Annotated in this window: 11 protein-coding genes and 3 pseudogenes; 3 read left to right on the top strand and 11 right to left on the bottom strand. The window is 32.4% G+C overall.

The window, feature by feature from the left end; translation table 11 throughout:
- The 4 genes and pseudogenes from ABWU33_RS05830 to ABWU33_RS05815 form a co-directional block, all read right to left on the bottom strand.
- Window positions 1-411 carry a latrotoxin-related protein gene (locus ABWU33_RS05830; RefSeq protein ID WP_246433180.1) on the bottom strand — a complete coding sequence of 137 codons (411 nt, stop codon included), beginning with the start codon at window positions 409-411 and terminating at the stop codon, window positions 1-3.
- Between the two features lie 144 nt (window positions 412-555).
- Window positions 556-675, bottom strand: a pseudogene (locus ABWU33_RS05825) (IS982 family transposase); the annotation flags it as partial.
- 468 nt (window positions 676-1,143) lie between these two features.
- On the bottom strand, window positions 1,144-2,736 hold the full coding sequence (locus ABWU33_RS05820; protein WP_353280600.1) for an ankyrin repeat domain-containing protein: 1,593 nt from the start codon (window positions 2,734-2,736) through the stop codon (window positions 1,144-1,146).
- 20 nt (window positions 2,737-2,756) lie between these two features.
- A complete protein-coding gene (locus ABWU33_RS05815; protein ID WP_264337866.1) occupies window positions 2,757-4,103 on the bottom strand; it encodes a hypothetical protein in 1,347 nt (448 codons plus the stop codon).
- 643 nt (window positions 4,104-4,746) lie between these two features.
- On the opposite strand from ABWU33_RS05815, the gene ABWU33_RS05810 reads away from it, so the two are divergent.
- Complete coding sequence (locus ABWU33_RS05810; protein WP_353280598.1) at window positions 4,747-5,559, top strand: hypothetical protein; 813 nt, start codon at window positions 4,747-4,749, stop codon at window positions 5,557-5,559.
- Entirely contained in the window at window positions 5,552-7,903 is a 2,352-nt protein-coding gene (locus ABWU33_RS05805) for an ankyrin repeat domain-containing protein (protein ID WP_353280596.1), read from the top strand. Before ABWU33_RS05810 ends, ABWU33_RS05805 begins: the two co-directional genes overlap by 8 nt.
- Before the next feature lie 51 nt (window positions 7,904-7,954).
- Here ABWU33_RS05805 and ABWU33_RS05800 read toward each other — a convergent pair.
- The 6 genes and pseudogenes from ABWU33_RS05800 to ABWU33_RS05775 all read right to left on the bottom strand — a co-directional run bounded on the left by ABWU33_RS05800 (window position 7,955) and on the right by ABWU33_RS05775 (window position 11,828).
- Window positions 7,955-9,177, bottom strand: a pseudogene (locus tag ABWU33_RS05800) (IS256 family transposase).
- Between the two features lie 18 nt (window positions 9,178-9,195).
- Window positions 9,196-10,272, bottom strand: coding sequence for a molecular chaperone DnaJ (locus tag ABWU33_RS05795; protein WP_353280594.1), 1,077 nt, complete (start codon window positions 10,270-10,272; stop codon window positions 9,196-9,198).
- Window positions 10,272-10,415: a hypothetical protein gene (locus ABWU33_RS05790; protein WP_264337520.1), complete on the bottom strand. Its 144-nt coding sequence runs from the start codon at window positions 10,413-10,415 to the stop codon at window positions 10,272-10,274. The genes ABWU33_RS05795 and ABWU33_RS05790 overlap by 1 nt, the downstream gene beginning before the upstream one ends.
- Window positions 10,416-10,641: 226 nt before the next feature.
- Entirely contained in the window at window positions 10,642-10,752 is a 111-nt protein-coding gene (locus ABWU33_RS05785; protein ID WP_353281069.1) for a hypothetical protein, read from the bottom strand.
- Window positions 10,753-10,914: 162 nt separating this feature from the next.
- A complete protein-coding gene (locus ABWU33_RS05780) occupies window positions 10,915-10,998 on the bottom strand; it encodes a hypothetical protein (RefSeq protein ID WP_353281068.1) in 84 nt (27 codons plus the stop codon).
- Between the two features lie 172 nt (window positions 10,999-11,170).
- Window positions 11,171-11,828 (bottom strand): annotated as a pseudogene (locus tag ABWU33_RS05775) (exopolysaccharide biosynthesis protein).
- A gap of 322 nt (window positions 11,829-12,150) precedes the next feature.
- On the opposite strand from ABWU33_RS05775, the gene ABWU33_RS05770 reads away from it, so the two are divergent.
- Window positions 12,151-13,695 (top strand): hypothetical protein, encoded by a 1,545-nt coding sequence (locus ABWU33_RS05770; RefSeq protein WP_353280592.1) that lies wholly within the window; start codon window positions 12,151-12,153, stop codon window positions 13,693-13,695.
- A gap of 295 nt (window positions 13,696-13,990) precedes the next feature.
- On the opposite strand, the gene ABWU33_RS05765 is transcribed toward ABWU33_RS05770, so the two are convergent.
- A complete protein-coding gene (locus ABWU33_RS05765) occupies window positions 13,991-14,893 on the bottom strand; it encodes a hypothetical protein (protein ID WP_353280591.1) in 903 nt (300 codons plus the stop codon).
- Window positions 14,894-14,919: the final 26 nt, after the last annotated feature.

The following is a 14,919-nucleotide window of genomic DNA, read 5'->3' as shown; positions in this document are numbered from 1 at the left end:
TTACAACATAAACTTGTCAAACTTTTTCGGACTTAACTTGCCAGCTCCTCTACCAGGGAACGCTTTCTCTACATATGAGCTTAAAATCCCTGAAATCTCATTAAATTTACCACTCATGACTTTTCTAGTAATCTCTTTTTGCATTCCCATATAATCAATATTTAACCGGTGCATTGATACACCACTTTTTAATCCAGCTTGCTCTACTACTTTCTCAAATCTCTTTGTAATATTGCGTGCATATCCCTGTGCTTCTAGTGGAGATATAGACTGATCTACTGTAGAAACATACTTTTGACCTGTAACTTTTCTAATGAGCATGTCAAGTAACATTATCGTACCATTTACATCCATTTTTGCATTTACTTGTGAGATTGGACTTGGAGTGCTCTCAGGTTTAGAACTTAACAATCCACTTACAGAGCTTTTTACCCAGCCAAATAAATCATTTATAGCTCTTTTTACAATAATCCGAACAGATCGTAATATGCTACTGGCCTGCTATAGCCATCAACACATATCTTATCGCATTCGGACTATTATAAGAAAAGCTATAATTTTAGGTATTCTTGTTGGGTTTTTCCCACTTGATAGGAGCTTTCCTGAAATTTTTTCATCAGCAATGCGACAAAAATCTTCTATGAAACAGTAAAGTTCTGTAATATCTTTTTTCATGGGTAACCTCTTAATTATTGCTAAAATACTCGAGTTTACCCTATTTCCTTCTTTATTAATTCTACTTTTATCTATTTTCTAATCCATAACTGGGGTCATTAAGTTAATATCTCAAGATAGTTTCTAAAAAATTTACTACTATGCTTATGGTTTTGGAGTATGATGAATTTTTCTTCTTTAGTATTACTTGGCTTTATTTTAGCTCAAAAGAGGTCATTTGAAGCATTTGGTGTTTCTATTGGAGCATTTTGGGTTTCTTGCTAGTTTCTTACACGTAGATTAAGTATATTAGGATTATTATTATCTTCTTTGTCTAAAATTGTAATAAATATACGTGTGATTAATAGAGGTTCTTATAACTTACTTGTTAGATTAAGTTGTGTCTATTACACATTCTTAGATTGAAAGATAAATCCTCCAGAAACGATGTTAATTTTCTGCTATTTCTCATGAATATTAGTTTGTATCTCAAGTTCGTTCACCTATTACTGTCTTGTTTTTACTTTCAATATTTACCTCTCTCACCTCGGTATTAGGTTCTTTAATATTGGAGGCAGAAAAACACTCACTACTTTGCTTACCTCTATGCATTGAAAATGATGTCCCTATCCACTTTTCAATACCATTGACTGCTTCATTAAACCTTTTTATATCTACGTTGTCTAGAAGTTCAAAGACTTGTAGAGAAACTTCCTCTGGAACTAACACTGGTAAATTACCAGAAACTTGTTCCAACAAATCCAGTATTTCTATCACTGATTTATTTTTACTCTCTATTAGGTAAGCAAGGATAGGAAATTCACTTTTAGCTTCTTCTAACTTGCTTTCCATATCTTTCTCTCGTAGAGAAGATGCTAATTTATTGGACTCCTTACTTGTCAGAACGTTATTCAGAATATTATAAAGAAAAGCTTTTGGTGGAAATACCTTGTGTAAATTACTCGAACCTTGTTCTAGTAAATCAAGTCTTCCTTTCCCTTTTTGATATTGACTTTCTATTCGTTCAGCAAAGATGGGAAATTCACTTTTAGCTTTTTCTAACTTTTCTCTCATATTTCTGTCTCGTACGTAAGATGCTAATTTATTAGCTTCCTTACTTTTCAGAATATCATACAATGTACAACTTTTGTTAATCTTTTTTTCTTTCATTCTTTCTAGTTCATCTATACACCTACTACGATATTCTAACATTTGTTGCGCAAGATCGTGAGATAACCTACTTTGTATGAGATTATACAACTCTTCTCTGTTCTCAAAGTAATCTAATCTAGTTTCAAGTGCTATTAAGGTTTCTACCATTTCCACTCTTTCGGAAACACAATATTCTAAGAAAGTAACCTCAGAGTAGAAACTTACATCTGTATCAGCACCTTCTTCTATTAAAAGTTCTACTACTCCTTCATGGCAATTTTGAGCAGCAAACAACAAAAGAGTAGTATCACAATTAGAACCAATTTTTAACCTTTCATTAATATCTGGTTTTATCCTCTCTAATAGACATGATAATATTCCTTTATAGCCCTTTAGAATAGAAAGTTGTAAAGGAGTATACCATTTATCATTTCTTATATTTGTATCAGCACCTCTATTTAATAGAGCATCTACCACCACTATATTGTTCTTTGCAACAGAAATATGTAAAGGAGTATATCCCTCACAATTTTTTACATTTATATCAGCACCTCTATTTAATAAAGCATCTATCACCACTATATTGTTCTTTGCAACAGCAATATGTAAAGGAGTATATCCATGATAATTTTTTACATTTACATCAGCACCTCTATTTAATAAAGCATCTACTATCTCTACATTGTTATTTTCAGTTGCAACATGTAATGGGGCATTTCCAATTGCATCTCCTGCATTCACATAAGCATCATTTTCTATTAAAACTTCTACTATCCTAGTATTGCCACAAACAGCTGCCATATGCAGAGGAGTATTCGTGTTTTCATCTATTATGTTTGGAACAACAAAGTTTTTTATTATGTAAGACACTGCTACTATATTGCAAAGTTTAATAGCAATAAATAAAGAATTGCAGGCTAATTTATTCAAGCCACGTGCCCTAGCTAATCCTAAATAGTGGAGATTTGGGACACATTGCCTCTTCGGATCGCCCAACTAATTGGTGTATGATGAAGTATTTTACCATTTTGAAGTTCTAGAGTATGGCTGGTAGAGTTGAGAACCTTTTCTAGTTCACCCTTGTTTTTAGCTAATTTATGAATACAGCTAATGACTTCCTTAGCATCAAGCTCAAGAGCGATACCTAGTAATGTCATAGTTAATTTATGTTGACCAATACGACTGATTTTTCCATGGTGAGTATTAAAATGTTTTATACCATTAATTTCAGCTGATTTTAAAACACTTAGAAGGAACTCCTTCCTATTATCAGGAATGTGATCTTGTAATGGTTTATTCGATTTGGTAGCACTTTGCTGCTTTTCCTCAATACTGGTAGTCGGTATATCATCTGCTTTACTTGGAGAGTATTCCTCTATCCCTTGATAATTATTAATATCAAAACCTTTCTGTTCCCACTTTTGATATGTAGGTTTATTTTGTAATCTCGCCATTGCTTGTACGGACATATTACCTGCAACTGAGGTAATTTCAATTTCCTCATCATCTAGCACTTTTTTTGCCTGATCAAGGCCAACAATCTCTACTGCTTGAGAAGAAGTTTTTAGCTTTTTAGAACTTGTATCTTCCATTCTATCTTCTTCAGAATCAGTTTTAGTTCTTTTTCGTTGAGTCGATGATTGTTCAACTGAAGCTTGTAAGTTTTTATGATTTATTATCGGATTAAAATGTGCATTACCTGCATTGATTATGTGTACGGTATTCTGCTCATTATAATTTATATTATCTATAGACTTAGAAGTTTCACTGCTTATTAACTGATCTAGCCATACTTCTCTTTCTTCAACAATATGTTTTTCAAGAATATGTAACTGTACACCATATACTTTACAAATTATTCTCCCTTCAATATCACCTCTACCCCATATTGGTGAAACCATACCCAAGGCATTTGGCTCAGGCTTTTGTTCAACATCACCGGCAGTAAATTCAATACGTGTAATATATTCATTAATTTGTTGATTTTCACCTTTTAAAGCCTCTTTAAGCCATGAGTAATCATCTTCTAGTTGACTTTCTGCGAATTTCTTACAAATTTCTCTCAAAGGTTTAACAGTAAAGACTATTTCAGGTTTCAATTGTCTTAGTCCTTGTGCAACTGAGTCGAAGAAACAATCTCCACCACCCACTGCTTTTCCTACCTTAAAATTCTCTGGCAACTCTGGATTATTATCTGAGCGTTTGAAGAGGAGAGCGTTACTTTGCAAGTCTGGCTGCTTTAAATATTGTACCCCTTCTAATTTTTCCGAAATAGTTTTCTTTTTTGAATTTTCCATTTCAACCTCAACCCTATACTATAACAAACAGATTGATAATTATCAATAATTTTGATGCATATTATAGTATTTTACTTAGGCTATTTTGAGTGAATCATTATTAATTTAACGGTGTATCTTAATTAAGAAATAAAAAGTATAGTCACTTTCAGCAACCAAAACCAAGGACGGTGAGAAGTGTTTTTCTTGGAATCAATTGGTCTACCATGTGTACCATACGAACTTTTTAATATAACAATTTAACTATACGCTAAAACTAGCTACATTAGCCCATTTCATCCATATCTACATACGAACTAATTTTCTCAAACTTATAGAAATAATTTAAATCTTCTATTTTTATAACCTTATTTTTACGCGGCTTGTTCTCACAAATATACGACCTTTTTTGCAATTTTAGGAAGAGTCAATAATTCAATTCTTTATAACACTAATTATCATGGTCCTCTCATTAGAGTTATCCTTTCAAAAAGACTATGAATTATCCATCTGCTTATATGGTATCATAATATTTTGCATATAAATCTATTCTGTGAAAATTCACAATACTAATTAGCAAACAAATCATGTTCAAATCAATTGCAATTATTATATATAGAGCATACAATACGTTATCTGTTTATTTTAGTAGGGGGGTATAGGTATGCTTAATTCAAATCAGATAGCACATGGTAGTAATGATTTTGAAGACACTACGTCTCGTGAATTTGCACATTTTCCTGAAGAGGTATTTGAGATTAGCAGTGAAGAAAATCAAGTAATAGATAGTTCGGAAAGTACAATAGAAAATCTACAACAAGAAAATTTTGATCTTAAACAAAAAGTAGAGTTACACAGACACTATAAGGAAAGAGCAGAAGAGTATTACGAAGAAGTAAGTCAGCTTACCGAAGATAAGCAAACCCTAGAAGGGAAAATTAAAAGGCTTGAAGTTACAATGGAGAAACAGGAAAGAAATGCACGTAACATCTATGAAGAAAATGAAAGATTAGAACAACAGCTAGAAAAATTAGAAGGATGTCTGCGAAATGAGGTCTCTATTAAGAATTCTACAATTAACCTCTTAAATGAGGAGTTAAAGGATCAAAAAGATGAAATTCATTTCATGAACATAACAAATCAAAAGCTAAACAAAGATTTGGATCAAGCTGAGACTTTAATAAATAGGTTAAAAGATCAGTCTGAAGAGAAGGAAAAGCAGCTGGAAGATTTAATAAAGAATTTAACAGATGATAATAAGTATTTACAAGAAGTTGAATATCTGAGAGGTGATGTAAATCAAGAGAAATTAAAAAATCATGATTTGATTGAAGAGTTGAATAGATTACAAAAAGAAAATGATGATCTAAAATTAAAAACTCTACATTTTCAACCCGGAAAATCACTCTTAGATGATTTCAGTGAGGCAAATATCAAAGCAGACAAATTTACTCAAACAGAAAATGATTATGATTAAAGGTGCGTTTAGTCAGGAATCAGATTTAGGTTACGCTTCTTTTCTTGATGGAATAAAACCAGAGTCGAGTTCTGAGCAAAAGTGTCTAGAACCAAATAGACCATTGAATTTAGAAAAGCAGGATTTAACTAGAGAGTTGAGTACATTACAAAAAGAAAATGATGATCTAAAGTCTAAACCTCTATGTTTTCAGACTGGAATGTTACTCTCAGATGAACTCAGTGAGGTAAAGATCAAGGCAGACAAGTTTACTCACAAGGAAATCAGTTATAATAGAGGTAGTTGTCACCAGGAAAAAATTAATGAAGCAGGTAAATTACTCGATAAAGGTTATTACAGTTTTTCTGAGCAAGAAACAGAACTAAGTACTGATCAAGAACGTTCAAAAAAAGATAAAACCTTGAAAAGGCTACTAAAAAAGTTCAAGGAAGAGCAAGTCAATAACAAGTATCAACTGATTAAAGAATATTTATGCTCTTCATTTGAACGTTGCAGTTTCACATTTCGTGATTGCTCTTTAATGGATATTACTGAAGATACGTTTGATAACTTAATGCGTATATGGTTTGTTCACAGATCTAACTTAATAAAAAGTGAAAATGAAAAGAAGTTAAATGAAGAATTGTTAAGTATTTTAAGCTCTACAGGAAATAATTATGCTAAGAATCTTGAGAGGTTTTTACTCGACAACAAAGACAATCAAGATTTAAAAACTGTTCTGAATCTCAGAAGGGGAGAGTCTAGATTAACTGTACTACATGCATTATCAAGCGTAGCTGATAAAGATAAAGACTATGATAATGCTGTGGGTTTGCTTTTAAAAGCAGGAGCTGACCCTAATATACATAATGATAGAGGGCAGACACCCTTGCATTGTGCTAATGGATTTAACAGTATAGCTTCTCTTCTAAAAGCAGGAGCTAATCCTAATCAGCAGGATAATCAAGGGAAAACTCCTTTGCATTATGCTGCTAAAGTTGGGTTAGATAAAGAAAGTATAAATTTGTTTCTAGAGAGCAGGGCTAAGCTCAATATACTTGATAAACAGGGAAAAACTCCTCTAGATGTTGCAATTGATAATGATAACAAATATATAGAGTGCTTTTTCACTGACAATCAGAAAAGATTAAAAAAGGAATTATCTAATGAGTTGCACTTTCAAGGTGATTCAGTTGGCCTTACTGAAGGTCTCAAGCAGTTTTTACATAAACATAAAAATGATCAAGATTTAAAAGTGGTTTTCAATCTTTGTGAATTTGCAATCGTCCCTGAAGTAAGAAGATTACTTTTTTCAGAAGTAGGAGTAACTTACAAAATGGGCTATAGAATGGAAGAATATGTTCCAGAATCTAGCTTATGGTATAATTTAATATTAAATCAAAATATGGAGCTAGATGAATTATTTAAAAAAGCATCTAAAGTTCAAAATATGTACCAACTATCAGAAATTGTAGATCAAGCTATACAGTCTGGAGTAAGATTTAATTTTCCCAGGTCATTTTATGATGAATTTGGAGAAGAAATATATAATTTTATGGATCTTGTAGTGAACAAAATTGGCGAATTAGACAGTAACTTTGAGATTGCTAGTGAAATAGTATGTAAATTGTTATCAAGAGGAGCAATGTTATATAGCGTAGATGCTGAGGATTTATTTGATACTCTGGAATGGGAATTTGAAGGCCACAAAACCAATATAGTAAAAGCCTATGAAGATTATATCAATCGTACTACAAAATTTATGGAAATTGCTAAAAGTGCAACCAATGGTAGGATAAAAAATGCAAAAATGGATAACTCATCTTTTTATTTAGAATATTCAGAGGATAGCACGATAGATGTTGCGAAGATTACAGATGGAGAAAGAGATTTAGGATTCACTCAGGAAGTAGGGTGTGGGAGAAATATAATAAAGATTGGTGAAAGTGAGGTAGAAATTATTACTCAAGGAGGAATAAGAAATTATACAGACCTTGCAGATGGTAGTGATATAGTACTGACTTTCGATACTAGTTTTGGGGAGTTAGAAGTGAGATTATATCCTGATAAGGAAAATGAAAATTTGATAACAGTAGAGGTGAATGATAAAGATCTGCTGGATAAAATAGAAAACTATAACGAAAAAATAGGCAAGAATTGCTTGCTAGGAGGGTTGTCAGTAAATGAAGCTATAAACCTAGGTTCTTTCAATAGATCTAGAGCATTAATTCATTCTGAAAAGATCGGTCAATCTGATGAGACAAAAGTCGATCTTTGGAAAGAGCTTGCAAAGATGATAGTAGTCTCCAATCTCCAAGAAACGCAAGCTACTCTACATAATAAAGGAACTCACACTATACTGTAATACTCTGCTCTGCAAATGGGAATGTTCAAAAAAGTGTGTCAAGCCGCATTTTTAGTTCAACTCAATTTTCAATCTATCTGGAAAGAAAATATCAAGTTGAGACATAGTTAAAGCCCAATTAGGGAGAGCCATAATCCACTTTTGCTCTACCTTTTTTATAGCACAATATACCTGTTTGTACAAGGCATTTGTACTAGTAAATGAACCCTTAGTTTTAGTAAATTTCCTGATTTGTCTATGCAACCCCTCAATTGGATTAGTGGTGTAAATCAGCTTCCTAACTGGCCCAGAATACTTAAAATAACTGGATAAGTTTTCCCAATTGTTCTGCAAGGATTTTATAACTAAAGGATACTTTTCTCCCCATTTTTCTTCCAGCTCAAGCAGATAATTCTCAGCAATTTCTTTACTTGAAGCACGATATATTTTTTTCAGATCATTCATGAAAACTTTTACATCTTTACTGGATACATATTTCAGAGAATTTCTTATTTGGTGTACTATACATAGCTGCACTTCTGCACTGGGAAATACACTGTTGATGGCTGCAGGAAAGCTTTTTAGCACATCTACACATGCAATCAGAATATCTTCTACTCCTCTTTCTTTGAGGTTATTTAGCACTCCCAACCAAAAGTTAGCTCCTTCACTTTCAGCCAAATAAAAGCCCAGGACTTCTTTTCTGCCATTTTGGTCTATGCCCAATATATTGTACATACATTTACTTACGCAATGTCCATCCTCCTTGACCTTAAAGAACCATAAATACTATCGGGTATACTGATTGCAGTGGACGACTACGCCATTCATTGATTATAGGCAGTAATTTGTCGGTAATACTTGATATCTCTGCTGCCGATATTTTGTGATCATAAATTTCCTCAACGTGTGACTCTATAGCTCATACCACTGGCAAATGTGCTCAAAATCTTCGTTTCAAGCTCTGGATGTAAGCTTTTTTGCCTTTTTTTGACTATTTGCGGCTCAAAACTTCCTTCTCTATCTCTTGGCGTTAACAGCTCAAATGAACCTGCACTTGTACGTAAAGTCTTTCCATTCCTCCCATTTCTGCGATTATTTTCTTCACTTTCAGCTAATAAATGGTTTTCTATTTCACCTTCTAGACTCGCCTCCAGCAGCTTTTTTATAAATGGTGTTAATGCTCCCTCCTTTCCTGTCAACGGTCTTCCTTCTCGTATAGACGACAGGATATTTGTTTCCAACTCTTTATAATCTACCAATCCGTTAGTTCTGTTTACTACTTTTTGACTCATTGTCAAACCTCCATTTTTTTATATCAATTTATTACTTTTTTTCGGTTTGACACACTTTTTTGAACATTCCCCTGCAAATTCAATTGTTTGAGGTTTTTTAGGTAACTGCTCAGTGCGAGCACTAGATAGATCAGTGCTTATTTCATAAAAATTTCTCTCAGCAAGTTCATTTGTTACCTCTGCAAAGCATTTTCTAACAAGAGGCATAATAATTGGCATTAGTAGTTTTCTTGGATCGTACCATTTCAATAAGTCAGTTTCCTTTTCCACTCTATCCCTTGGATCCTCTTCTAACAAATCTTTTGTATGTTTTTCAGTATATATTTCACAAGCTTTCGAAAAAACAGGAGCTAGTATTTCAATAAATATTGCTAACAACAATATTGGACCAAGTATAGCTCCACCAACAGTTATTCCATTAGCAATGAAATTTGTTGTAATTAAATAGATAGAAAAAGCAGCTGAAGGATATATAATAAGAAATTTGCTGCCTAGCACAATATAGCTCATTTTACTTATAAATTCATCGGTAGAAATCTCTGAATTTTCATATTTTTTCATATAGTAATTTAGTAATAAACCAGTGACTTTGTTGACAAAGAAGTTGAGTAGTATGATCACACATGAAAAGTAGCAAGCTATAGTAATAGTAATTAGTAGAGACAAGGGCAAATAAGCAAAATTTTGAAGAGTTAATAAAGCATTTTTACGTTCTATAAACTTTAATGCTAATGCTTTTTTGTCTTCTCTTATTAGATCCTCTTTTTTGCTTAGAGGAAAAATGTAAGAATGTAATTGCGTAATACAATCTCTTGATAAAAAATCCTCAGAAAGCTTTTTTTCTAACATGGAATTCAATTTTTCATAATCTTCGCCTATAGCTTCTTTACCTATTCCCAGCTTTACAAACAATTTCTGCCTATAGCAAAATTCTCTTTCTGTTAAACGACCATTACTTTCAGCATTAACACTCACTTTAATACAAGGATTACCTGACTCTAAAGGTTCAATGTATTTTTTTAGTCCTTGATAAGCATTATAAATTTGATTAAATCTATTTTTATCTCCACCTTTATCAGGGTGATTTACAAGCACTAGCTTATATATTGTTTCTTTAAAATTCTACTAATCTCCTGATAATTCTTGCCTACAACCTGTACAGCTTTTAGTTCTAATAAACTGAATAGCTCGGTATTATTGTTAAATTCTTGATCAGTTAATTTTAAATGTTGATTCATTTTTGCCCCCACACAAATACATAGTACTTTGAGTATATTACACTTAAATATTTTTTGCAAGTGATCAGTAGTAACTTAGATGTATTACACTATAGTGTGAAGGTATATGGAATATTTTAGAAACATTCTTCATTTTGTTTTAGTTTCTATGAACAAGGTTAATTTTCATTATATATGGCAGATATTATTATGGTAATATTAATAATCCTTATGATATAATTATCTTTTAAGGCTTTACTTTAGCTCGAATAAAAAGATCTAGAGCAACATGACGATCTTGAACGCTTGCACTGTGAACATCTGCCATAATAACTAGGCCTACTGTGTCTACAACAATATGACGTTCTCTACCCTTTATTTTCTTGCCAGCTATAGATCCCCTTTTTGAGTAGTCTTCACTGATTGACTATCAATTATTCCTACTGATGGTGTTTCATTTTTGCCAACCATTTTTCTTACCTCTTTTACTAGCATATCATGTATTTTTTCCAATTTGCCACTACCTGAGAAAATAGTCGTACACTGTTTTCCATGCGGAAAATCTTTTGCTCCACTGGCAACCACCTCTCATTATATACCTTATTGTATTGATAATTATTCTGATATTGTGCTTTCTTAGCCGACCTATCGCTCCTTGTGCAACACTTGGCTCTCATTCTTTGTCACTTATATCGCTTGTTACCCTCCTATTTTTTGCTTACCTCATCTTATTCCCTTCTTTATTCACTTTCAAAATAGGTTCTCACAGTTAAAAATTAACCATATACACAACTTTTGAGAAAAGAAAACGTACTAATTATAAGCTGTGGTCCTTTAACCATTACAATAAGAGCAAATAATATTCCACATAAAGATACCAACACTCCAAGTATCGAGACAAGCCCATCCTTACTCATAATACCAAGTGAAATAAGAGTTGTACCGATTGCTGGAATAAAGTGAGTTAACGGAAACGGATTGGCTATCACCAACGCACAAACTAACATTATAAATGCCAAAATCTTTTCACCTGGCTCTAGGAAGATAAAGGACATTCTTGGTTTCATGAACTTTTCTATTTTTTTTTAATGCAGGTAAAGTTTTTTTGACCACAAGGTCTAGTGTTGAACGTTTAAAGGATTTGCTTTCCAACCAATTTAGCATCCAAGGAAAATGAAACCCAAGCAGAAGCTGCAGTGAAAATAAGATTAAAGGTATGGAAAGTATAGTTGTATAGCCAGGTGGAACTGGTATAGGTACAGATAGTGGCAAGGAGAAAATAATTATTAAAATACCAAAACCACGTTCTTGTAGAGATGTTTTAATTTCAAACAACGTCACTTTGTCACTATTAGTATTACCAGCATCTGCAACCTCTTGTAGAATATCAGATGCTAATTTTTTATCTTCAGTCAAATTCTCACTTTTTTGCACAATTACTTTTTAACAAAATCATTCCTAATAAATAGCATAATTACTCGTATATTCCAATCTTGATTTAACACTATTATCAGGATAATCCTCTGATATTCTATATACAGCCTTATCAGTTTGAATCTAATTATTTTGGCTGAACAAAGTCTCTTGAGTCATTTATAATTACTATACTCTAGGCTCTAATCGTAAATTTGAGTCTCTATAAAATCATGTCCAGCTAAATTATTTTAAGCTATACCAATATTAGTAATCAAGTTAACACTAATTTAATGATGACATATATAAAATATAATATATTGAATTAATAGTGAGGTTAAAAATGTTACCTAATGAAACAAATTCATATTCTCTTGTAACTCAACAAGAAAATGATCTTGATTTTAAGAAATTTACTGAAGATCTATCGAATATGAAGAGTGTTAATAATCACAAAAAGCTAAAGGAAAGAATCACTGACCTGTTAAAAGGAGATACAGAATTCTCTCGAATGAAACAAGGAGATCAGGCTCTTGTAGTAGGTACAGCAAGTGGATTATTTACAGCATTATTACCACTTTTAGCAGTTGGTGTAACACTTGCTATACCAGGTGCTATAGTTGGTCTTACTTTATATTTCGCTGTAAAAGTAGCTGTAAAATCAGTTCAATCTGGATATAAAGGACTCAAATGGTCAGCTGAAAAAACTGTTGAAGGAGCACAATATACTGCAGGCACAATAAAAAAAGGCTTTATAAATGCTAGAGATTCATTAAAAGAAGCTGGAAGTTCTGTAGCACAGAAAACAAGGGAGGGCACAAGTGATACACTTAAAAAAGTGGGAAGTAAATTGGGTAATTTGGGTTCAAGTATATCTAATTTGGATAGCATTCCATATTCAATAGACTTACAGAGTCAAACTGTTGTTTTAAAAACAGAAGAAAAAACGAAAAATTTCAACAGTGTGAAGGAGATGCTTGTTAGTGAAATTTTGCAAGACAAGACTGTAAATAAGTCTGCTTTAATTAAGGAAATATTCTCTGAATTAAACAGAAAAATATCAGAAAAAGCTGGTTCTATTGATGGTCCACAAGGTTTCAAAAAGGACCAATTAGTTTATCAATTGACACAGCAAGCAAGTTTTGTCGATAAATTAGATGCTAAAAAGTTGCAAAATTTGTTAGCTCAAAATGATAACAATCTCTATGAAATTTTCTCTGAACATCATGATGAAATTGAGAGGATTATTAGAGAATGTAAAATAGAGCATAAACTTTCTAACTCTATAGAGAACCTTAATAAGGCAGCAAGTAAGTGTAGTAAAAGCAAAAAAGTAAGTAATGTGAAGTATCAAGGTGAAACACCAACTGCAACAATAGGAGGTAAAATAGGAACAACGCGACGTAATAGCACTGGTAACCTTACTAAGGTATTAACTCCAAAAGTACCAAATATAAGTGCTTCACTGACTAATTTGAATGAGGTTATAAATTCATTTTCACAAAATTCTCTGAGTGAAGATGTTTTCAATCATCCCACTGTCAAACGAAATCTAGATATTTTATCTAATAGAACTCCAACTCGCAGTAATTCTGTTAGTAGTTTAGCTTCTAATAATATCCATTCAAGTTTTAGTAGTAGTATGGATGGCAGTATTGAGTCTAAAAGCAGTTCTTTCAGTTACCTTGGTGGTTCTGATAGTGGAAAAGGTACATCTATTCCTTCTACACCAGAGAGGATGATTATTTCTTCGGACGACTTAATTAAAACTAGGTCACAATTGAGAAAAGTAAATTCGCAGGAAAAAATAGGTGAACAACAGCCTTCTACATTCATGTCTGGTCAAGAGCCAATTCAGGTGACACAATCTTTGCAAACATCAAGATAAACAAAACAGCTCACCTTCTTCAAAAGGATGTTACTTATTCAGTAATGTCCTTTTATTTCTTATTACAATATAGATTTTCTATTATATTTTAGATAAGTTGTTAAAAATCTTAGTTTATTGCATACTTTATGCAGATATTATTGTGGAATTATTAATAACTCCTGAAACCTGAATTATGTATTAATAATTAAAAAGAGATCGATAACTTATAATTACGAGATTTACGATGGAAAAGTTAATGAGCATCTTTTAAATTCGATTAGACTTAGCTAAAAAAATCGAGATTTTCAATAATTTATCTAAAATCTAATCCAGAAATCGGGTTTGAAGAGTGGATAGTAGGCTGCTCTACTTTTTCAAGCCTGGTATTAGGCTCTAAATTACTACACAATCCAAAACTTACGCAAGCTAACCCAGCAATTCCAATAACTATCCCTAGTATATGTATTTCCATAATATAAAACACAATACCACTTACTAATAACACTGCACCAATAACTCCAGCTAAAATTGGTTGATTTGATGATTTTCCATCTTTAGTAATGCCATATCCAATATTAAAATATGGTTCAGCTTGAAATGACCTATTTGGCTCTTGCATATTAGTTTGCGTAAAAGTATTTTGGTCTTTCTTATTGATTTTACAGATGGGTTGATTTGTATGACGATTTTCTCTGTGCCACTCAGTGTTATTTTCTGCATCTTTCTCAAATATATTAACGATTTCTTCTTGCTCATCAGTAATAAAATTTAAAGAATTTTCTTCGCCTTTGTTTTCCTCTTTTACACTGGTTTCACATGTGGGCTTAATATCTTTGCTTCCTGTTGAAATATTTTGGGTTTCTTCACTATTTGCAAACATAGTTTCGTGTATTTCAAGATCTCTACAGTCTTTATTGATACCCTCACATCTAGTTTCAACATTACTACTTGCAGCTTCAACTTCTATATTCAGAATTTCCTCAAACTCCTTCAGAATCAGTGCACTTTCTTTGCAATTGTGTTTATTAGCATAGTCAAGTAGTGTATGGCTTATCTCTTTACCTTCTGCTTTCTTTACTTTCACTTTTTGGTTGAGAATTTCTTTCAAAATACCATTCTTTTTAGAAGCTTCTAGAACTCCTCTAACAGCTTTACTATTTTTCTCTAATATACAGGATACCAGTGCCGTGTAAGTTATTGTTAGACCATTTGGCAATGTAATAGTTTAGACTTGATCTGACA

The sequence above is a fragment of the Wolbachia endosymbiont (group B) of Cyclophora punctaria genome (assembly GCF_964028235.1).
Taxonomy (GTDB): Bacteria; Pseudomonadota; Alphaproteobacteria; order Rickettsiales; family Anaplasmataceae; genus Wolbachia.
This window is presented reverse-complemented; position numbering and strand designations above follow the sequence as displayed.

What these genes read in the sequence shown, in the direction of transcription:
- ABWU33_RS05805 (WP_353280596.1), top strand. Translation starts at nt 5,552, where the DNA reads ATGATTAAAGGTGCGTTTAGTCAGGAATCAGATTTAGGTTACGCTTCT.
- ABWU33_RS05810 (WP_353280598.1), top strand. Translation starts at nt 4,747, where the DNA reads ATGCTTAATTCAAATCAGATAGCACATGGTAGTAATGATTTTGAAGAC.
- ABWU33_RS05790 (WP_264337520.1), bottom strand. Translation starts at nt 10,415, where the DNA reads ATGAATCAACATTTAAAATTAACTGATCAAGAATTTAACAATAATACC.
- ABWU33_RS05770 (WP_353280592.1), top strand. Translation starts at nt 12,151, where the DNA reads ATGTTACCTAATGAAACAAATTCATATTCTCTTGTAACTCAACAAGAA.
- ABWU33_RS05815 (WP_264337866.1), bottom strand. Translation starts at nt 4,103, where the DNA reads ATGGAAAATTCAAAAAAGAAAACTATTTCGGAAAAATTAGAAGGGGTA.